21 protein-coding genes, 1 tRNA gene and 1 pseudogene are annotated in these 21,274 nt (G+C 33.2%); 8 read left to right on the top strand and 15 right to left on the bottom strand.

All coding sequences use genetic code 11. The features are described from left to right. The first annotated feature begins 103 nt into the window (after positions 1-103). Positions 104-1,669, top strand: a complete 1,566-nt coding sequence (locus ACTJIW_RS17825) for a DUF6377 domain-containing protein (RefSeq protein ID WP_262410785.1) — start codon at positions 104-106, stop codon at positions 1,667-1,669. 237 nt (positions 1,670-1,906) lie between these two features. On the opposite strand, the gene ACTJIW_RS17820 is transcribed toward ACTJIW_RS17825, so the two are convergent. The 9 genes from ACTJIW_RS17820 to ACTJIW_RS17780 all read right to left on the bottom strand — a co-directional run bounded on the left by ACTJIW_RS17820 (position 1,907) and on the right by ACTJIW_RS17780 (position 10,167). Next, positions 1,907-3,130, bottom strand: coding sequence for a sterol desaturase family protein (locus tag ACTJIW_RS17820; protein WP_440715732.1), 1,224 nt, complete (start codon positions 3,128-3,130; stop codon positions 1,907-1,909). 141 nt (positions 3,131-3,271) lie between these two features. Continuing rightward, entirely contained in the window at positions 3,272-4,558 is a 1,287-nt protein-coding gene (locus ACTJIW_RS17815; RefSeq protein WP_183044566.1) for a Glu/Leu/Phe/Val family dehydrogenase, read from the bottom strand. A 437-nt stretch (positions 4,559-4,995) separates the two neighbouring features. Further along, on the bottom strand, positions 4,996-5,850 hold the full coding sequence (locus tag ACTJIW_RS17810) for an EamA family transporter (RefSeq protein WP_440715733.1): 855 nt from the start codon (positions 5,848-5,850) through the stop codon (positions 4,996-4,998). A 105-nt stretch (positions 5,851-5,955) separates the two neighbouring features. Next, positions 5,956-7,419: an AAA family ATPase gene (locus ACTJIW_RS17805; RefSeq protein WP_012026310.1), complete on the bottom strand. Its 1,464-nt coding sequence runs from the start codon at positions 7,417-7,419 to the stop codon at positions 5,956-5,958. 149 nt (positions 7,420-7,568) lie between these two features. Then, positions 7,569-8,687: a vWA domain-containing protein gene (locus ACTJIW_RS17800; protein WP_012026311.1), complete on the bottom strand. Its 1,119-nt coding sequence runs from the start codon at positions 8,685-8,687 to the stop codon at positions 7,569-7,571. A gap of 106 nt (positions 8,688-8,793) precedes the next feature. Continuing rightward, a complete protein-coding gene (locus ACTJIW_RS17795; RefSeq protein ID WP_235023052.1) occupies positions 8,794-9,192 on the bottom strand; it encodes a YchJ family protein in 399 nt (132 codons plus the stop codon). Next, positions 9,164-9,397 (bottom strand): hypothetical protein, encoded by a 234-nt coding sequence (locus tag ACTJIW_RS17790; RefSeq protein WP_044048528.1) that lies wholly within the window; start codon positions 9,395-9,397, stop codon positions 9,164-9,166. Before ACTJIW_RS17790 ends, ACTJIW_RS17795 begins: the two co-directional genes overlap by 29 nt. Positions 9,398-9,485: 88 nt before the next feature. Further along, positions 9,486-9,626 carry a hypothetical protein gene (locus tag ACTJIW_RS17785; protein ID WP_085950295.1) on the bottom strand — a complete coding sequence of 47 codons (141 nt, stop codon included), beginning with the start codon at positions 9,624-9,626 and terminating at the stop codon, positions 9,486-9,488. Then, positions 9,613-10,167: a hypothetical protein gene (locus ACTJIW_RS17780; RefSeq protein WP_440715734.1), complete on the bottom strand. Its 555-nt coding sequence runs from the start codon at positions 10,165-10,167 to the stop codon at positions 9,613-9,615. Before ACTJIW_RS17780 ends, ACTJIW_RS17785 begins: the two co-directional genes overlap by 14 nt. Before the next feature lie 84 nt (positions 10,168-10,251). On the opposite strand from ACTJIW_RS17780, the gene ACTJIW_RS17775 reads away from it, so the two are divergent. The 6 genes and pseudogenes from ACTJIW_RS17775 (at position 10,252) to ACTJIW_RS17750 (ending at position 14,743) form a co-directional block, all read left to right on the top strand. Continuing rightward, complete coding sequence (locus ACTJIW_RS17775; RefSeq protein ID WP_012026315.1) at positions 10,252-10,500, top strand: hypothetical protein; 249 nt, start codon at positions 10,252-10,254, stop codon at positions 10,498-10,500. 210 nt (positions 10,501-10,710) lie between these two features. Further along, positions 10,711-11,151: a KTSC domain-containing protein gene (locus ACTJIW_RS17770; RefSeq protein ID WP_012026316.1), complete on the top strand. Its 441-nt coding sequence runs from the start codon at positions 10,711-10,713 to the stop codon at positions 11,149-11,151. A 259-nt stretch (positions 11,152-11,410) separates the two neighbouring features. Beyond that, a complete protein-coding gene (locus ACTJIW_RS17765) occupies positions 11,411-12,172 on the top strand; it encodes a DUF4369 domain-containing protein (RefSeq protein WP_012026317.1) in 762 nt (253 codons plus the stop codon). A gap of 18 nt (positions 12,173-12,190) precedes the next feature. After that, positions 12,191-12,577, top strand: a pseudogene (locus ACTJIW_RS17760) (peroxiredoxin family protein); the annotation flags it as partial. A gap of 485 nt (positions 12,578-13,062) precedes the next feature. Next, positions 13,063-13,143 (top strand) — tRNA-Tyr (locus tag ACTJIW_RS17755). 292 nt (positions 13,144-13,435) lie between these two features. Next, positions 13,436-14,743, top strand: a complete 1,308-nt coding sequence (locus ACTJIW_RS17750; protein ID WP_440715735.1) for a site-specific integrase — start codon at positions 13,436-13,438, stop codon at positions 14,741-14,743. A gap of 348 nt (positions 14,744-15,091) precedes the next feature. Here the strand turns inward: ACTJIW_RS17750 and ACTJIW_RS17745 are convergent, their stop codons facing one another. The 4 genes from ACTJIW_RS17745 to ACTJIW_RS17730 all read right to left on the bottom strand — a co-directional run bounded on the left by ACTJIW_RS17745 (position 15,092) and on the right by ACTJIW_RS17730 (position 17,234). Beyond that, the gene (locus ACTJIW_RS17745) at positions 15,092-15,367 is read right to left on the bottom strand and encodes a helix-turn-helix domain-containing protein (protein WP_440715736.1); all 276 of its coding nucleotides are present in this window, start codon (positions 15,365-15,367) and stop codon (positions 15,092-15,094) included. Between the two features lie 93 nt (positions 15,368-15,460). After that, positions 15,461-15,745 (bottom strand): hypothetical protein, encoded by a 285-nt coding sequence (locus ACTJIW_RS17740; protein ID WP_440715737.1) that lies wholly within the window; start codon positions 15,743-15,745, stop codon positions 15,461-15,463. A 22-nt stretch (positions 15,746-15,767) separates the two neighbouring features. Continuing rightward, a complete protein-coding gene (locus ACTJIW_RS17735; RefSeq protein ID WP_440715738.1) occupies positions 15,768-16,799 on the bottom strand; it encodes a hypothetical protein in 1,032 nt (343 codons plus the stop codon). Positions 16,800-16,826: 27 nt separating this feature from the next. Next, complete coding sequence (locus ACTJIW_RS17730; protein WP_440715739.1) at positions 16,827-17,234, bottom strand: hypothetical protein; 408 nt, start codon at positions 17,232-17,234, stop codon at positions 16,827-16,829. On the opposite strand from ACTJIW_RS17730, the gene ACTJIW_RS17725 reads away from it, so the two are divergent. Next, positions 17,224-18,114 carry a type IV secretory system conjugative DNA transfer family protein gene (locus ACTJIW_RS17725; protein WP_440715740.1) on the top strand — a complete coding sequence of 297 codons (891 nt, stop codon included), beginning with the start codon at positions 17,224-17,226 and terminating at the stop codon, positions 18,112-18,114. The genes ACTJIW_RS17730 and ACTJIW_RS17725 overlap by 11 nt on opposite strands. 323 nt (positions 18,115-18,437) lie before the next feature. Here the strand turns inward: ACTJIW_RS17725 and ACTJIW_RS17720 are convergent, their stop codons facing one another. Both ACTJIW_RS17720 and ACTJIW_RS17715 read right to left on the bottom strand, forming a co-directional pair. Continuing rightward, on the bottom strand, positions 18,438-19,595 hold the full coding sequence (locus tag ACTJIW_RS17720) for a hypothetical protein (protein WP_440715741.1): 1,158 nt from the start codon (positions 19,593-19,595) through the stop codon (positions 18,438-18,440). A gap of 20 nt (positions 19,596-19,615) precedes the next feature. After that, positions 19,616-21,274: a restriction system-associated AAA family ATPase gene (locus ACTJIW_RS17715; RefSeq protein ID WP_440715742.1), complete on the bottom strand. Its 1,659-nt coding sequence runs from the start codon at positions 21,272-21,274 to the stop codon at positions 19,616-19,618.

Raw genomic sequence — 21,274 nt, 5'->3', positions numbered from 1 at the left:
AATTAATTTTGTATTTAAAACGAATTAACTCAACCTATAATTTATCTTACCCTAAAACCACAACCAAACCATGCAAAAAATATTCATTTTATATTTTTTCATAATGGGTTTTTCTCTAACTGCGAAAGAGACAAATCCAATTCTTGAAGAATTAGATAAAGTGCTTCTTAAAAAAGAAGTCTACCTTAAACAGAAATACCGCAAAATAGAAACTTTAAAAAAGAATGTATCAAAGTATACCGTAAGCCAGAACAATGAAGAACTTTACAATACTTATATGTCATTGTTTGATGAATACAAATCATTCAAATACGATTCGGCATATTATTATTTAGAACAGTCAAAAATCAAGGCCAAAATCTTAAAAGATCCGAAGTATTTGGCTAAAAGCCGAATCAAAGAAGGTTTTGTACTTCTTTCCTCTGGATTATTTAAAGAAGCAATCGATACGCTGAATGTTATTGATGACAAAAAACTGGATCAAAAAAATAAATTTGAATATTATAACATTAAAGCCCGCGCATATTATGATTTAGCCGATTATAACCGTGATCAGCGTTTTAATATTCATTATGTACAGCAGGGAAATCATTTCCTTAAAAAAGCCTTAGAATTAATTGGAACCAATACAAATGAATATTGGGCTGCCGAGAGTTTAAAACGCCTAAAACAACAGGACTGGCGCGGTGCAGAATTTGCTTTCAGCTACTGGATTAATAACTATCATCTTCCGCCGGATTATTACGGAATTGCGACTTCTAGTCTTGGTTATATTTATTCTGAAAGAGGTTATACAAAAAAAGCCATTCATTACTTGGCACTTGCCGCTATTGCCGATGTTAAAAATGCAACCAAAGAAACCGTAGCCCTTAGAAATCTGGCAAACGAGCTTTTTAAAATGGGGTATTTAGACAAAGCAAACGAATATATCAATATCGCAATGGACGATGCTACTTTTTACAACGCCAGACATCGCAAAATTGAGATTTCGTCGATACTGCCGATTATCGAAAAAGCACAGCTGAATAATGTAAAAGACAAAAATGATAAACTGGAGAAGATTATCATATTATTGACAATCCTTACGCTTATAATCATTTTGTTCTCTATTATTATTTTCAAACAATTAAAAGAGAAAAACAAAGCCCGAAAAATAATGGCTTCGTCGTATGCGCAATTGCAGGAAATGAATGTAAGTTTAAGTGAAGCAAACGCCATTAAAGAAGAATATATTACGTATTTTATTAAAGCAACATCGGCGTTTATTAATAAGATAGATCATATTCAAAAAAGCACGCTTCACAAAATCATTACAAAGAAAACAGATGAAGTTATTGCGAGTTTAAAGCGTTATAATGTAAAGGAAGAAAGAGAAAATTTATTCCATCAGTTTGATGAAATCTTCTTGAAACTGTTCCCAACTTTTGTAACTGATTTTAATAATTTGTTTCCAAACGATCATAAATGCATTGTAAAAAAAGGCGAACTTTTAAATACTGAACTTCGCATTTTTGCTTTGTACAGATTAGGTATTCAGGACAGCAGTCAAATGGCGGAATTTCTGGAACTTTCTGTGGCTACAATCTATACGTACAAAACCAGAATTAAAAGCAAATCTGATTTTAAAGATACTTTTGAGGAGAAAATTATGGCGATTAAGACTATATAAGTTTCTAAGATACTAAGATGCTGAGGGGCTAAGTTTTTTTCTCATTAAAAGTTTCGGAGAAGCGATATACCTATAGAAAAACATTCATCTCATAAAAAGAAGCTCCAGCGGAGCGACACATTTTTCTATGCCGCTCCGCTGGAGCTTTGCTGTATAAACATGAATATTTTCTACAAATATTTCATCCCGCTGGGATATCATGAATTAAAATAATTCGTGAATTCGCGGTGAAAACTCTTATTCAACATTTTCCAACTGCAGAATCATATTTTGATAATATTTACTAAGCGAAAACAATTGCTCAGCGAAAATCATAATGGCGAGCGGAACAAAGAAAAACATAATTAGATTTTCTTCATATAAAAAATAAGTTGTTATCATAAAAATACGAGTATATTCAAGATAATAAATCCATTTTCGCTGTTCTAATATCGCACCGCAGTTAATTAAAGTAATGATGGTGATTGATAGGACAAAAACTTTATCATAGATTTCTAAATTATCAAAATAATAGGTAAAAACCGTAAGAAGCAAAGTGCAAAGAGCCAATTGGATATAAAGATAATTTCTAAAACGAAGCCTTTGATGCGGATTGCTTTTATCCTGCAAAAATCGTTTTTCTAATATCGGACGAATATCCTGATCCATATTTGCCGGACTTCCAAAAACGGCCTGCCATCTTGCTTTAAAACCTTTTGAGCGTTTCCATAACTCGTATATTTCAAAATAATAATGAAAATGCTGCCAAAGGAAACTGTAACTTTTCAGCGGATGCGTTAATCCGTATTTGGGTTTTTCTTCTTCTTCCTGAAAAGTACCAAAAAGACGGTCCCAAAAAGTAAACATATCTCCGTAATTTTTATCGAGATATTTTTCATCAGATGCATGATGAACACCATGAATTGAAGGCGTTACAAAAATATACTCCAGCCATTTTATTTTACCAATAAGCTGTGTATGGGTAAAAAAAGAATAAGCGCCATGCACAATAAGCATGGTAATTACCATTGTGGGGTGAAAACCAATTAATGGCAGAATGCACCAAAATCCCGTTCGAATAACAGCCTGAAAAGTGGTAATTCTGGCTGCAGCGGTAAAATTAAATTCTTCGCTGTGATGATGAACAATGTGCGCAGCCCAGAAAAAATTGACTTCGTGCCCTAGTCTGTGATACCAGTACCAAACAAAATCTGTCGCCAGAATTAAGGCTGTCCAGACCAGAAATCCGCTTGGGATTTCAAAAATTCGGTAATCGTCATAAATCAAATAATACAATTGATAGAAACTTGCGGCAACAAATAAATTAATCAATCGTTCTGCAATACCAATACTTATATTAGAAACAGAACTTTCATAATTAAAAATTTCAGGTCTTTTTTTTCGTTGTGCCAGCTTATATTCCAGAAATAAAAAAAGAAAGAAAGCGGGCATTGCAAAAGCTAGAAAATTAATATTTTTCATTTTTAAAGATTACTTTATTGATTTTTAAAGAACTAAAAACAACTAATTAAATTTAAAAGACAATTTCATCAATCAATATCTCTTGCTTTTTTTACATGATATTGACTGATGAAACCCATCTTAGATTATGGTTATAAAAACTTAATTCTGTTTAAATTTTGGTGCTTCGACAGCGACTTCTTTTACAGATTGCGTCTCGGCTACTTTTTTAAGGGCGATGACATAAGCTGCAATTCTTGGCGTAACGTCATGTTTCACCGCAACTCTAAATACGGTTTCAAAACCTTTTTCTAAAATATCTTCCAGACGTTTGTTAATCTGGTGAATTCTCCATGACTCTAATAATGAGTTTTGAAGCCACTCAAAATAAGAAACCGTAACACCGCCGGCATTTGCTAGAATATCCGGAACGACCAAAACGTTGTTTTCATGCAGGATTTTATCGGCATCAGATGAAACAGGACCGTTTGCTGCTTCGATAATTATTTTAGCGCGAATGTCTTTGGCGTTTTTCTGTGTAATTACATCTTCTTTTGCTGCCGGAATCAAAACATCAACATCTAAAAGCAGTAAGTCTTCATGTTTAATGGCAACTGAATTTGGATACCCTTTAATGGTTTTATTATTTAGATTGTAATACAAAATCAGCTCTGGAATATTAATCCCGTCCGGGTTGTAAAAAGCTTCTGAAACATCACTTACGGCTACAATCTTCACTCCTTTTTCATATAAAAACAAAGCCGAATGCAGACCAACATTTCCAAATCCCTGAATTGCGGCCGTAGATCTTGCCGGTCTTAATTTTAATTTTTCAAGTGCAAGCAGCGTAATAATGCTTACTCCTCTTCCCGTTGCTTCTACTCTGCCTAATGAACCTCCGGAATGCAGGTGTTTTCCGGTTACAACGGCATGAATCGTTTTTCCGTGAACCAGTGAAAATTCGTCCATTAACCAGCCCATTTCGTCCGGACCTGTTCCCATGTCCGGCGCAGGAACATCTTTTTCCGGACCAAAAATATCTGATAATGCTTTTGTATAAGCTCTTGTAATTCTTTCTAATTCTGTTTTAGAAAGTGTTTTTGGATCGCAGATAATGCCGCCTTTTGCTCCTCCAAAGGGAATTCCGGTTACAGCAGATTTCCAGGTCATCCAGGCGGCTAGTGCTTTTACTTCATCAAGATTTACGGCAGTATCATAGCGAATACCCCCTTTTGAAGGGCCTAAAGCTGTATTGTGAATTACACGGTATCCTTCAAAATTTTGTTCGGTTCCGTTATCTAATGTAATCGAAAAATTTACTACAATTTGTTTCTCAGGACGTTGCAGCTTTTGTCTGATCGATTCGTCTAAATTAAGAATATCGGCTGCTATATTAAACCTGTCAATCATCGATTGAAAGGGATTCTGTTTTATAATTTCTGTACTCATAGTATTTACTTTAAATTTTTGGGGTTTATAGAATTTGGGTTTAATAAAGTTTATCGTGAATAAAATCAACAGCACATACAACATGGAATTTTTGTCTGAAAACTGTGCATCGTACTATTTAAATTTCTATTTGATCTCATTGTATTGGTTTTTACTATTTCTAAAAAAAGCCTTTCATGGTGCATGAAAGGCTCAAAAAAAAAAAATAACTAACAAGTACTTTCTCTATTAACGCCATTTCATCCCATAGTTTGACATGCAGCACATCGTCAAGCAGCACATAAACGGGATGATATTTAGAATATAGTTTTTCATTGTTATGACAAATTTATAAATATATTTTATAAATTCTATCGAATTAGTAGAGTTAATTTTAAAAAAAATGCAAATTAACAGCAAAACAACTGTAAATTAAGACCTTAAAACAGTAAAAAAAATTACATAAATTGTGAAAAAACGATAAAAATGATCGCAATTAAGGCTAAAAAGATGCCTATGAAGTTAATTTTTGATAGTTTTTCTTTAAAGAAAAGCAGGCCGACAAGACTTCCTAAAACAATAACTCCCATATTCATTCCGGCAAAAACTGTTGAAGGATTTTCAGCAAAAGCTTTATGTGCCTTTAAATAAAATAGAATATTTCCGAAATTGAAGATCCCGACTAAAGCTCCAAAAAGAATGTTTTTAGAACTTAATTGTACTTTTTTCAAAACTACATCATACACTACTACCAATAAAGAAACGGCAAGAGAAATATCAAATACAATAAACAAAGATGTTGTATAAGGCAAAGCGGTAAAAAGTGCAATCTGTTTAAAAAGAATATCGATAATCCCGAAACCTAAAAATACAGCGGCCGGAAATATCCATTTGTTCTGATCGTTTGTTGATTGTTTTCTTAAGATGAAAAGAAGCGCTATAAAACCAATTACAAGTCCAATAACTTTATAGGTATTAAAATCTTCCTTAAAAATTAACCAGGCGGCAATTATCGGAATAAACAAAGACAAACGCTGTGCGGCATCAGTCTTTACGATTCCCATATATTTGATGGAAGTAAACAAAAACAAGAAAACAATTGGCAGTAAAACGCCCACTGCTGCATAAATATTCCAAGGTGCATCTGCATGAACAACAGTTAAATCCGGACTAAAGGTAAAATAGCAGAGTATTAAGGCTGTTACATAATTGAACGTAATAATCTGAATAGGATCTGCATTGTATTTTCGGGTTATTTTGAAGATCACACCCACCGTAACACTGCACAATACACTTAAAATAAGAAACAACATAAATTTATATTTTGAGGGGTAAAAGTAAAGTATTCTAAATTTAAAAGGCCCAGCCGGTTTTAAAAAACCGGCTAGACCAGATTAAAATTTTAAAAAGAAAGCTCTTTAAAGTTTGCTGATATAACTACCGTACATATCTTTAAACTGATGTCCTTGTGCAAAACGATCTTTACTCAGTTTTTTATATTCTACCAATGCCCATAAAACAAATTCTTTCATGAAATACTGGTCCTTTTTGTCTAATTCAGGATGGTATTTTTTCAGTAAAAGGTCTAAAGGTGTTACTTCATCTAAAATACTTTGGTATTCCGCATCAGAAGCATCGTCTAATAATTCGAAACCACTTTCTGCAAAAAACCATTCGATCAAATCAGAATATGGTGTTTTTTCTCCCGGTTTTTCCAGTTTCTCAATTTTCGGAAATAATGATGGAAATAAAGTTCGAATTGCTGAACCAATTAAATGCTGTGCTACAACAGCTGCTCCCTCCTGCTCTCCTTCATAAACCAATTCTACTTTTCCAGTAATGGCTGGAATAATTCCCATAAAATCTGATAAACGCAGATTAGTTTTATCTACTCCGGATTTTAAAGCTCGGCGTTCTGCACTGCTGATCAGGTTTTCAAAAGCCGTAATACTCATTCTGGCACTTACACCGCTTTTATTGTCGATGTATTCGCTTTCGCGTGCTTCAAAACTAATTTGTTCTAAAATGTCTCTGGCTAAACTAGGCACATACACTATATCGCTTTGGTTTTGGTCCAGTTTTGCTTCCTGCTGTGTAATGGTTCTTGCAATTTCTACGGTTTCAGGATAATGCGTTAAAATCTGCGAACCTATTCTGTCTTTTAAAGGTGTTACAATACTTCCTCTATTGGTATAATCTTCCGGATTTGCGGTAAAAATAAACTGCATATCAAGAGGCATTCTCAATTTAAAACCACGAATTTGAATATCTCCTTCCTGCAGAATATTGAATAGTGCCACCTGAATTCTGGCTTGTAAATCAGGTAATTCGTTGATTACAAAAATACAGCGGTTTGCTCTCGGAATCATTCCGAAATGAATTACGCGGTCATCTGCGTATGATAATTTTAAATTTGCTGCTTTAATTGGATCAACATCACCAATTAAATCGGCAACAGTAACGTCTGGAGTTGCTAATTTTTCGAAGAAACGTTCGCTTCTGTGCAGCCACGAAATTGGAGTTTCGTCTCCTTTTTCTTCAATTAGATCTTTTGCAAAACGCGAAATTGGATTCAGCGGATCATCATTGATTTCTGAACCTGTTACAAACGGAATGTATTCATCTAACAATTCGACCATTTTACGTGCCAAACGTGTTTTTGCCTGTCCGCGAAGTCCAAGTAAATTGATATTATGGCGAGAAAGAATTGCACGTTCTAATTCTGGGATTACCGTATTTTCAAATCCGTGAACACCTTCAAAAACTGGTTTTCCGGTTTTGATTTTCTCACGAAGATTATTTCGTAATTCGTCCTTTATACCTGTGCTTTTATATCCTGCAGCTTTTAACTGCCCTAATGTTTTTATATTGTTTATTTCCATTTTTATTGAAATATCGATTTTGTTATTGTTTTTATCTTCAACAGATTATAAGCCTTGAATTTAATTTAAACACCAGCCGGCAAAAGCAGCGCTTCGACTTCGCTCAGTGTGACAACTGCGGCAGAGACTGATTACTGTGACTGAACACTTTACCTAACTCTCTTTTTCCTATTCGTTTCATAATCTTCAAAAATCATTTCGCCCAGACCTTTTAATCCTGTATAAAATGCTTTTCCTTGGTTGGCTTCTGTAAAATGATTTACAAAACGCTGTAGATACGGATCATTAGCAATCATGAAAGTCGTAATTGGAATATGTAATTTTCTGGCCTGCTGTGCCTGCGTATAGCATTTGTCTACGATATATTCGTCGAGGCCGTTACTGTTCATATAATATGAACCGTCACGTTCACGCACGCAGCTTGGCTTTCCATCGGTAATCATGAAAATCTGTTTGTTGGTATTTCGTTTTCGGCGTAAAATATCCATTGCCAACTGAAGTCCTGCAACTGTATTAGTATGATAAGGTCCAACTTGTAAATAAGGTAAATCTTTAATTGGGATTGTCCAGGCATCATTTCCAAAAACCAAAATATCAAGTGTATCTTTTGGATAACGTGTTGTGATTAATTCTGCCAAAGCCATTGCTACTTTTTTAGCAGGCGTGATTCTATCTTCGCCATACAAAATCATACTGTGGCTTATGTCGATCATTAAAACGGTGCTCATTTGTGCTTTGTGCTGTGTTTCTTCTACAACCAAGTCATTTTCGGTCAGCATGAAACTTTCGACACCGTTATTGATTTGGGCATTTCGCAGACTTTCGGTTAACGAAATACGTTCTAAACCGTCGCCAAAATTAAATTCACGAAATTCTCCGGTATGTTCATCACCATTTCCGGCATGTTTTGTTTTATGATTTCCGTTTCCGGAACGTTTCAGATTTCCAAAAATCTGATCTAAAGCCTGCTGTCGAATCGCACGTTCTGTTTTAGCCGTAATTCCAAAACCGTTCGTTCCATCTTCTTTGACTTCGTCTTTTATATAACCTTTCTTTTTTAAATCTTCGATAAAATCATCGATTGTGTAGTTCTCGTCGGTCAGTTTATATTCTATATCTAACTCACGAAGCCAGCTGATTGCTTCATCAAAATCACCCGAAGTATGGGTGATCAGCTCTTTGAAAATGCCAAAAAGTTTTTCAAACGGAGACTGAAAAGGGGCTTCGTACGACTTAAAATAAAAACCTTTTTTAAATTCGTTTTTCATAATTTTAAAATTACGTTTTTTTAGAATTATGAAAAACGAAACGTTTATTAATTTTTAGTTAAAATATTTAACCAAAATCTACTGCTAACAGTGTTAGATATAATAATTATTCAAACTTTCCATCAACATAAAACCAAGCGCCATTTTCGAATTTAAAAGTAGAAAATTCGTAATGTATTTGAGGTTTTTGATCAGAATCTAAAAAATAAGCTTTAAACTCAACTGTATTTTCGGTAAAACTCAAAATTTCCAGTTTCTGCCATTTATTTTCTTGTGCCCATCTTAAAATTTCTGTTTTAGAATAATATTTTCTTTCAGAAATATAGGTCGTTTCTATAAGATAATCAGCATTATGGCTAGCATAAGCAGAATATCTGGAACGCATTAAAGCCAAAGCTGCTGGTGCTTTTTGATTCTTTTGGAGATATAATCCGCAACAATTTTCAAAAAGTAATCCTGTGTCACAAAAGCAGATTTTATTCTCCATCGACTGGTTCTTCTCCATTAATTTTAACGTGAAGCTGATTTAATAAAACCTGATAACGGCTGATTTCTCGCACTTCTTCATCTTCTTCTGCAAAATCAATCATTTCATCTAGTGTATCACTTACTTCAAGAAGTTTATTATTGGCTTCTCTGGAATCTCCTGCAGCAATTAAATCAATGATTTCCTGAACGCTGGCTTTTAAGGTTTCGAATTTATTACTCATGGTTATTTTTGTTTGAGGCTTCAAGCTGCAGGTTTCAAGTTGCCGCATAATGTGAAACTTGAAACCTCAAACTTGAAACTATAATTTATTACTCTTTACTTTCGTTGAATTTTTTCACAATTTCTTTCAGTTTTTCTTTGCGGGAAACTTCGGCTTGTTTTTTCTTAGCCTGGGCTTTGTGCAATTTGTCATTGTGAATTTTGATATTTCGTTCATTATTGCGTCCCATATATTGCTCTTTTAATTTCTTCTAAACTTTTTTCGGTAAAAATCAGTTCGGTAATTATCTCTTTTCTCAAATCGTTTATATCTTCATATTCAAAATGTTTTGCCCATGAAGTTAATTGCTGCAGATTTCTAACTTGTTTTAAACGTTTTGTTGTTTCAAAACTTGTTCTTAAAATTGCTTTTCCGTCGTATTTTGGATTTTTTTTATGCTGATAATTTGCTAGATTTTTTTCAAAATCGGCTTCTATATAATATAGTTTTTCATCGGCATTATCCGGATAAAACTCTTCCCAAAGAGCAAATCCTATTTTTGTTTTTGATTCCGTTTCGGGCTCACGAGCCAGTAAACGCCATTTACTATTGGCTAATCTTCCCCAATGGTTTGATACTCGATACATACCTGCTTGGGTATAATAATAAGAGCTTCCTGCTTTGCTTTCGAATTGTTTCTTTAAACCTTCAATTTCATTTGGAAGTACTTCATTAAAAACACAAAACGTATTTTTGAATGAATTAGGATGGGGTTTAAAATTTTTCTGCATGTGCAAATATACTCAGATTACAGCGAACTCCCCAAAACAAACTAAATTGATTAACTTTGCTTCTTCAATTTAAAATATAAAAACATGTCTAAAGATTCACATGAAAAATTGCCGCAAAAAGGAGTTTACACCGGCGTAATCGAAAAAGATGAAAACAACAATTATTTCTGTGGAGAATATCTTTTAGATTATAAAACGGTTGAGTCTAATTTTAAAGTTGGCGACTGGGTTACCATAAAATCTGTTATTGAGAACCCAAGCGATATAAGCTACGATAAGTATCCTAAAAAGTCAAGAAACTTCGATAAAGCAAATCATAAACCGGGAAACTAAAGTTAGTTATAAGTTATGAATTATGAGTTTTAATCTACTAATTCACAATTCATAATTCATAATTCATAATTCACAATTCATAATTCGAAAAGAATATTTTTTACATGAAAACTGAAAAGTTAAAAAAAAGTGTACCTTTGCAAAAAATTTGTCGATTTGAACTAAAAAAGATCAATTTCAAACTAATAGACAAGTAGTTACCTTTTATTTATGAAAAAAATAGTTGAATACCGCAAGTTACTAAACGTAGAGAAAACTGCAGAATTAAAAGATTTAAAAACAATTTATCGTAATGCGATGAAAGAATCTCATCCTGATAAATTTGTTGGAGATGAAGCTGGTCTTAAAGCTGCAGAAGAAAAAAGTAAAACGATTATTGAAGCTTACCACTTTTTAGTAAGTATTCACCCTGATACTATCAAACTTAATTTACCTGAGTACACAGAAACAATTTCAACTTGTTCTATTACTGATTTTAAATTTGTAGAAGGACGTTTGATTATTGATTTTTCTAATGGAAGTGTTTACGAATACATTAGTGTTCCTAAAGCAACTTACGTGAAAATGGTAAATGCTGATTCTCCTGCAAGGTTTGCAAAAAGACATATCTTAAATGCTTTTACCTGGAGAAAGAAAACAAATCAAGAATAATTTTATTCAAAAATATTTCAGAAAGCACTCTTTTTACAGAGTGCTTTTTTTATACTTTATTATTATAAAAATCCTATCTTCACGTTAGAAACAAAAATCAAATAGGAGTTTTAAATCAAATAAAAGCAACAAAACCCCTGATTTTAGGACAATTAGAGCAAAAAAAACTATAACAAAATTTTAGGTTACAAAATTCTATATGTTTTATAATTTTAGATACTTTTGTTGCACAAATCAATTAACTAATTAATTTTTTATAATGAAAAAAATACTTTTTTTACTTACAGCTTCTGCAGCTATAATTTCATGCAGTAAAGTTAAAGATGGAGAATACCTTATTACAGGTACTGCAAAAGGAATTGAAAACGGAAAAACAATCATTCTTCAAGGTTTAGATCCTGCTACAAGAATGTCAGTTGCGCTGGATACAGTAAAAGTTGAAAATGGAAAATTTGAAATTAAAGGAAAAGTTACTGAGCCTGCTTTCCATACTCTAATCATTCAAGGTGCTAACCAGCCATATCCATTTATATTAGAGACTGGAGAAATTAATATTGAAATTGATAAAGACAGTATCCATAAATCTAAAGTTTCTGGAACTTACAATAATGATGAGTACGTAAAATTCAACGAAGAATTAAACAAAACTCAAAAAAGCTTAATTGATTTTCAGAAAAAGAATACTCAGAAAATGCAGCAAGCTCAACAAGCTCAAGATACAGCAACTATCAACAGCTTGATGAAACAATACATGGAAATTCAAACAGAAGTACAAGCTAACAGCAAAAAGAAATACTTAGCTTATGCTGAAGGCCACCCAAAATCTTTTATTTCTGTATTGATTTTACAAGGAATGATCAATGATCCAAGTACAGATATGAAAAAAGCTGAAAGTTTATACAACGCTTTAGACGAGTCTGTAAAAAATACAACTCCTGGTAAAGAAATTAAATCTAGACTAGGTCAAGCAAAAATGCCTGCGGTTGGTGCAACAGCTCCTCCAGTTGGCAGCGCTAAATGAAGAGCAGATTTTTCGGCTCCTAACCCACAAGGAAAAGTAGTTTCGCTTAAAGAAAGCTTAGGCAAAGTAACTATTGTTGATTTCTGGGCTTCATGGTGCGGACCATGCAGAAAAGAAAACCCAAATGTTGTGGCTATTTACAAAGAGCTGCATTCAAAAGGATTAAATATTATTGGTGTGTCTTTAGATAAAGATGCTGAACACTGGAAAGAAGCTATTGCAGCTGACGGTTTAACATGGACTCATGTTTCAAACTTAAAATTCTGGGATGAACCAATTGCAAAACAATATAATGTTGAATCAATTCCGGCAACTTTTATTCTTGACGCATCAGGAAAAGTGGTTGCTCAGGATTTAAGAGGTCCAGAATTGAAAGCTAAAATATTAGAATTATTAGCAAAATAATTCTCCTTTTAAAATAAGTCAAAAAAAAATCTCCTTAGGGAGATTTTTTGTTTTATACTGTATCATAAATTCAGAAATGGAGTCTATCAACAAAAAACAAAAACCTGGCTTAAAAAAGCTCATTTGAAGAGTAATTTAAAACTGTAGTGCTATTTTTAAATTCAGCAGAAGCCAATTATAAAACAACATCAATATTTTTTTTTTCATAAATCTTTATTTAAATATACCAGCAAAAGTAATGGCTGGCGACTTGATTTAAGAAAAAATCTAAATGTAAAACCAAAAATTTACTATAAAAATATTCCTACTTTTAAAAATAAATTAAAAAAAATACAAATTAGAGATTTTTTATTTTATTCACTTCCAATGAATTAAAAAATAACTTTAAAATAACTTAAAATTAAGTCGCTTTTTTGTTTGGAAATGTAGAAAGAGTTCCTATCTTTGCAACCGCTTAGAACAACAAAGCACAACGCTAGAGATTCGGGGAGATACTCAAGCGGCCAACGAGGGCAGACTGTAAATCTGCTGTGAAAACTTCGCAGGTTCGAATCCTGCTCTCCCCACAAAAAGGGTAAAAGAAGCCGAAACGAAAGTTTTTCAATCTTTTCAAAAACCCGCAAAAAACGTGGTAAAGCCTGCAAATCGTAAGATTCGCAGGCTTTTTTCATTTATGCTGCTTTTCAAATTTTTTAAAACCTAACAAAATCTCTGTGGCAAAATCGTGGCAAAAAATACACGATGAAAATTTTGCCACAGAAATTGATTAAATCCCTTGTAAACAAAGGGGTTAACGAGGTTAACGACTTGTTTTTTTGACGCTATAATTCTACATTTATTAATCTAAAAAACTGAATTATGTTAGAGAACAGTTTTGGGATGGCATTTTTTTTAAAAACCGCCCACAAAGGAAGTAAAATTAGAGCAGTTCATCTTAGAATAACCGTAGACGGAATTACTAAGGAAACATCAACCAAGAGAAAATGGGACTTTAGCCGATGGGACCAAAAGACAGAAAGAGCAATCGGCACTAGAGAAGATGCAAAATCTTTAAACTTCTTTTTGGATTCATTAACTTTAAAAATCCATGAAATCAAAACGGAGATAATTTACAGCGGTAAACCACTAACTACCGAAAAAGTTATGGATCACATATTGGGAAGAGTATCACAAAGAGTTAAAGTACTGGAAGAATTTCAAAAACACAATGACGAAATGAAATCTCTGCTGGGAAAAGGCTACGCAAGAGGCACTCTTCAGCGATTTACAATCACTAAAAATCATTTGACTGCATTTATTAAATTTAAGTTTAATAAAGATGACATCGAATTTGCAGATTTATCTCTTGAGTTTGTGAAAGACTTTGAATTTTATTTGAGAACAGTCCGCGACTGCAGCAACAACACCACGCTTAAATACATTGCAAATTTTAAAAAGATTGTAATACGTGCAATTGATAAAGAAATTATCAATAAAGACCCTTTTAAAAACTTTAAGGGTCGAAAAACAAGAATAGTAAAGAAACCGCTTACCACGCAGGAATTGTACGAACTTGAAAGACATTATTTTACAACTGACAGGCTCAATGTTGTCAGGGACGTATTTGTATTCCAATGCTATACAGGTCTGGCTTACATAGATGCCTACCAATTAAAGAAAACTGATATCAAAAAAGGGATTGATGGAAACCTCTGGATTATGTCTGAAAGACAGAAAACTAATTCTACGACCAATGTTCCGCTGCTCCCTCAGGCGCTAAAAATCATTGAGAAATATAAAGATCATAAACTGTGCATTCAACGCGGAACGGTGCTTCCAGTTTCATCCAACCAGAAGATGAATGAATACCTTAAAGAGATTGCAATTCTTTGCGGGTTTCCATTTACATTAAATACGCACATAGCACGCCGTACTTTTGGAAGCACTGTAACATTAAATAATAATGTCCCTATAAATGTTGTAAAAGAACTGCTTGGCCACGCCTCAGTAAAGCAGACCGAAGCGTATGCTATAACCGAACAAGCTACAATTGGACGCGAAATGTCACTTCTGAATAGAAAACTCAACAAAACTGAGAAGAAAATATCTAAACCAGACTTAGCTGTTCTCAGCAGACTGGAAAAAGAAATACAGGCTATTAAAAAGAAGTACAACATTTCTTCCTGATAAATAATTTCGAAAAGTATTCAAACTTAAAAGCGGTTATCTCAAGTATTTTGAGATAACCGCTTTTTACATAGTTCAACTTCGCTTTTATAGCCCGGATGATAAGATGGCGTGTACTTAATATACCCTAAATCCTGAAGCTGTTTAAAATACTTATGATAGGTAGGCAGCGTGTTCACATGAGACAGCTTCATAATTTTGCTGCGGCTCACCGTTATCCTTCTCCTCTGTCCTTGCTTATAACCCAGTCCTATTATCGCAGTCAAAATTGATAAATGCCAGGCATTAAGTTTGGGATCTGCAAAATACATTGATAGATACTCCATGATATTGCTTTCTTTTAATCTCCTAGTCTTTTTCATCACTAAAAAGTTTTTGAATGTCTTCTCGATTATAATAATAAGAACCAAGTACTTTTTTAAAACGGATTTTTTGCGTTGTCCTTAAATTTTGTATTGAGCCTGCTGAGATATCAAGAAGTTTTCTCACGGCCTTGCTTTTCAGCCACTCAGATTCCATTTCAATATTTTTTGTATTGAATGCCTCAGCTACTGCATTACGGACCGTATCAGCCATCAATAGTCCAAACTGCCTTAAATCGTCTTTTGTTATGAACTCTTCCATAAAACATAATTTTAATTCGTTATAAAAGGCTGCATAATCTGCTTTAATAGCAAAAAAATACCCTCATTTCATAAATAACCGGTGCAGAGCCTATTAGATATGAAAATAAACACTACTTCTTTTGTTCTTATTCTTTGTCGGAACATAAATAAGATAACCGTAATCATCTAATTCTCGCATACATTTATGATAAGTCTTTGGAGATACTACTTTTGCAATATTCTGAATTTCGATACTGTAAGCCTGTATTGGGTTTATAAAATCCCTGTTTGCGCGAAATTGAAGCAGGGCGGCAAAAATAGCAATGTGAGTTGTGCTGATTCTGAAGTCATTTTCGATTGCCTGAAAAAATCCCGATAAAAGATTAAGATTTTCCATAACTGTATAAGATAAATAAACATCACATATGATGAGATTTTTTTGCGGTCTGCAACTCAATATTTTGCTGCGGCTTTAGCAGCGGACTAATTTTACAACCGTTTTTAATTTCCGCCAGACTAAGTTTCTGCATCCTGTCGTTATAAAAATTCAAGGTTTTAAAGCGTGGATTTGCTTCCAAAAAAACCTTCATTTCTCTCCGTTGTATCATAAGAAGAACTTCTTCCCTCCTCCCCTTTTTCAAAGAATCGGCCAGGGATTCGAATGTTTCGTAATCATCATTTTTAAGAGGAACTGTTCTTAAAGCATTGCTGACATTGTAGCCATATGCCTGCGGAAATTCATGCATCCGATAATTTTCATTAAGGTCTTTATCATTAAAGTTAAATTGTTTCCAAGTCCCGCTTTTAAGCACTGCTCTTCCTGCCAGCATTTCATATGCCTCTGCAGCGCTGAAGCCCTCAGTTTTCTCATTCTTAAAGTAATGTGTACTGCGTCTGGATGGCGACGAATCTGTATAAAGAATTGATCTGAATCCATCAAATTGGTAATCCCCCTGCGCATCTTTTACAAATTGAAGTGAATGTTCAAGTCTTTCATTCTCTGAGATGTGATAAGAAACAGGAATAGAAAAATTTAACTGCTGCTCCTGCATATGCTCCAATACTTTGCCATAAGCCACATGAAAACCGCTTTTTATAAGCTGTTCCTCTAAAGTTTTCTTGTTTAATTCCAGATCTTTAAGATAATCCTGTTTATCTATCCTTTCAAAAACAACAGAACTAAGCACTTCATTTAAAAGCCGGACAATGATATTAGGATAGACTTGATGCTTCAATTTATTAAATTCATGCTTAAGAAACCTTAGAGTTATTTTTTCATCTACGGCTTTCGTCTTTTTATATTTAAAAAGGAGCATCTTAAAAAATTTCAGTTTCTCTATGCCAAAAGAGCGTTCTATCTGCGGGCTGTTCTGAAATAAAAATTTTAATTTTTCTTCCTTGGACTGCCAGACTTTTATCTCATTTTCTACTCGATTGTTTTCAGAAGACATAACTCAGTTTTAATTTGTTTAAGCACCTTAAACCGATCTGCCCGCATTTTTTGAACGGGAATTACTTTTTTTTTCTTTCTGAGAGGTCTCATCGGAATTGTCAGCCAGGTCTGCGCTCTTTCCTTTGGACTGCGACTGCTTCTCGTTCTTGCTTTCACGGTCATTTATTCTCTGTAGAGAAGAATCATAAACCTTAATAGTCTTAAACTGGGGATTAGCTTCCACAAACTGTTTTCTCTCCTCTCCTCCCACCACAAAAGTTACGGACTGCAGATTGCCTTTTTTCAGAGAGTTCATCAGATCTTCCTTGTACTGAGGTGTCAGAAGTTCTTTTATCGAATGCTTTTCCAGCGAAGCTTCCAGATCATATCCATAGTTCTGATGATAATGCTGAAGTTTGAAATTTCCACGGTCGTCACTTTCTTTGAAGTCCATACGAATCCGTGCCTACCTCCAGAATGTTGTAGAGCAGCTGGAGGGGCAGATAGCCTCTGCCAAGATATCAATGGCACGGCTTTCCAGTGCTCAGCTTTACTATGTGCTGTCTGGAAATGACTTCACGCTTGATATTAATAATCCCGAAGATCCAAAGATTGTGTGCATGGGCAACAACCCTCTCAAAATACAGACCTATGGCGCCGTTCTTTCCCTTTATGTCAGCAGGCTCATCAAGCAGGTGAACCAGAAAAGCAGACTTAAAAGCAGTCTCATATTTGACGAATTCCCTACTATTTATCTCAATAATATGGACAGTCTCATAGCTACGGCCAGAAGCAATAAGGTGAGCACCTGTCTGGGGATTCAGGACTTCAGCCAGCTGCGAAAGGATTATGGCCGCGAGCAGGCGGATGTCATACTCAATATCACCGGAAATATAATCAGCGGCCAGGTAAACGGCGACACTGCAAAACAGCTTTCCGAACGTTTTGGAAAAATAATGCAGGACCGCGAGAGTATTTCCATAAACAGCTCGGACACCTCCATCAGCAGATCAAAACAGTTGGAAGCTGCCGTTCCTGCCTCGAAGATTTCATGTTTGAGTTCGGGTGAATTTGTCGGCATTACAGCCGATAATCCGGATTGCAAAATTGAGCTGAAAACATTCCATTCGGAAATAATCAATGATCATGAGCAACTTAAAAAAGAAGAAAACTCATACCAGGGAATCAGCCCCGTGCGCATTGTAAACAATACAATGATTGAACGCAATTATTTTCAGATAAAAGAAGACATATCAGAAATTGTAAATTCAAAAATGGAGCGTCTTATACATGACCCTGCTTTGTCACATTTAGTTATCAAAAAGAAAAAATAATAATTGCATACTTCCAATTACTAATCAAGCAGAGAGAAGAAAAATATTTTTTTTGCTACCGGATTCTTCTATAAGCTACTCTGTGTTTTCATCCTGCTCTCCATTGTAATATTATTCAAATATCGCAATATGTCCAGAATGACGGCATCTGAAAGATTTTTACAAGCTTAAGAAGAAAACAGCAGACCAGCGGAGAACCAGTCCCAGAATAATTCTGACACTTCAGTAAATTTAATAAAGTCACCAGCACCGCTTTGGATGCTTTTTATATGCCTTAAGAAAGGAAACTTTTAATTTTTTTTATTATATAGAACATTTTATTTTTAAAAATTAATGTCTACATTCACACCTGTAGTACTTGTATTTAAATCTATCAATGTTTGAAGATAAGCAATTTCAGAGATAGCCCAATTAAAAAAAATTTTTTTTGGTATAACATCAATTTCTGTGCTTAGCATAAAGTAATTTAACGGTAATCGATCTCTCTGATCGTTAAGCTTTTCTGTTAATTCATTTATATTTTTTATTTTGGTAAACTGTAATTCTTTGTCTATGTAAGATTTATTCGAATTACTAATAACTCTTTCATATCTTTCCTTAATATTAAAAACCCTATTCCATGAATTTATATTTTGTCTTGTCTTTAAATCAGTCGTATCCATAGGTGTAATTTCAACTTCCCATTGTCCTTTAAAAGAATTGCTATAATTAGGAATCTCATTACATAATAAATTAAATGACATTAACTGAAAAGGATGCGGAACAGGTGAGTAAGGATAGAATGCTGTAGTTCTGGTTACTAAATAATCTGAGTATAATAGTAATTTTGTATCCTTTTCTATGTTGCAATCTGCACCTGAAGGAAAAAGATTTTTTGAATTAACAGATGAAAAAACAAATAAATCATTTCCTTTTGGTAATAGATGGTCATGATCGGGCTTGCGGACATCTCTCATCTTTTCTAGACCACAATATGGACATACTAAATTTTCTATGTAATTAACCGAGTTTGCTTCAACAAAGGAATTATAAAAACTCTTCAAATCAACTCCAGTTTTTTTACAAAAAGTACTGTTTTTATTTCCTAATTGTGTGCTATATAAATAAGTAAATAAATCCGATAAAAAGTCTGATATTTTTAAATCAATTTCTTTATTTTTTTTACCTATTTTCTTTTTCCAAAAATCAGTACTAAAATCCCTAGCTGTATTAATTTCTAATTTATCATTTTGAAATAACTCCTGAATGTTGTTGCTATTGGTAAAACTCTTAATAATTTTTTGCTTTAAAGATTTTTCAAAGTGTATAAATTCAGTTAACAATTTTTCTAATTTATCCATTTTTGAAATTGGTAAATTGCTATACCAATCTGGAAAAAGAGTATTACTATCAAAATCCTTTGGATCTAGGGTATCAATTTTATTAAAAAAAAACACCAATAGCTCGTGTAATTTTTCAATATCATGCTTTATGAATTTCAAATAAAATAACATAGTTAAAATCAATCTATTTTGTTAAACTTTGCTTCACAATCTGAATATTGTTTAAGTAAATAAAGTCTATCAACGGATTCTCCAAGCATTCTAATTCGACTCATAAAATTTTCACTTTTTTCATTCCAATCCTTTTTCGTATTGATACTACTAATTTCGCTATGTAATTTTTGAATGTCTATAAAAGCTAACTTTGCAATTCTACTGTCAAAGTGAATATATTCATCATTATTAGGATCAAATAGACTTTCGGTGACATTATCGTACGTAGCTCCATAGGTTTCTTTGTCAACCCTGTCAAAAGTAACTTTATCTTCATTCCTTTTAAACTTGAATACATTATAACCATGACAGTCCGATAATATAAATGGAGAATGTGTTGTAACTATAAATTCTACATTTTTATTTATTAAAACTTTCTGCATTTGATAAAAAAAATCACTTCTCCATAAAGGATTAAAGTGAGTATCTGGCTCATCTAAAAGATACAAGATATCTCGTTCTGAATTGTCACTGTCAAATAACAAAATCCCACCTAAAATATGTATAAATTGATGCTCTCCATCACTTATTTTTTCATATTCGGTCCTCAGTGTTGGATGATTTAGAACCAATTCAATATTTTCAATACTAAAGATTTTATCTAGAGAAGCAATTTGTGGAAATTTAATAAGCTGACCTTTTTCTCGCTTTTTTCTCAGCAAATCTTTATACTTTGATTGTACACATAAGGTATTTAATAAATTTAATTTTGTTAGGGCTTCAAACAATTTTTGAACGCTTCCAAATTTATCTCGAAATAGCTCAACTGTATTCTCATCCACTATAAAATCAAAAATGTAATCGTTGCCTTTCTTATTATCTACTATTACGTTGGCCAGTGAAGCACAATCTTCTAATTGCGAAATAAATATTTTTAATTCTTCAGTAACCTCAACTTTTTTATTTCCATACAATTTGTTTAATCTAATCACAATTCTAAAACTGTTCATTGATTCAACACGTAAGTTTTTTTTAAAAATGTCCTTTTTATTTGAGTCTGCAAGAAGAAAATTCGAAACTACAATTGCGGCATTGGAATCATAATTTAAAAGGAGTAAATTTGGTGATAATATTGATTTTTGAGAAGTAGAATTAGAAAGAGCTTCAAAAGCAACTTGCTCCGCATAATAATCTTGCAAATCAATGTAAGGAAGTGTTAAAAGATCATTTAATCCAGAAGTATAGGCAATTAGAAGTGGGATATAATTTCTAGCCTCTGAATTCTTTAGTACCGAAAATTCGCTTTTTTTATTTGAATCTTTTATATAAAACTTAATATTTTCATTAGCGGAAAGACGAACTATTTTAATTATAAATGCCTGTTTCTTTACAATTATCTCATATTCGATATGGAAAATTATTCTTTCTTTATTTTTATTGTTTGAATATGCAAAATATTTTGGACTATCCTTTTCATACAATTTATTGTCAAATAGAAAAAATACTTCAACTTCATGAAAAATATCAGAAATTAGCTCTAAAAAATTTGACTTTCCGCTTCCATTTAATCCAACTAAACAGATTGGATCAATTTTATCTTTAAGTAGAGGATGTTTTAAAAACTTATATTCAAAGGTTTCTAAGCTTCTATACTTATTGAATAATTTTAAATATTGAATTTTCAT

The organism is Flavobacterium sp. 22659, from assembly GCF_052044235.1.
Taxonomy (GTDB): Bacteria; Bacteroidota; Bacteroidia; order Flavobacteriales; family Flavobacteriaceae; genus Flavobacterium; species Flavobacterium johnsoniae.
The sequence above is the reverse complement of the archived record's forward strand: the minus strand, read 5'-3'. Positions and strand labels throughout refer to the sequence as shown.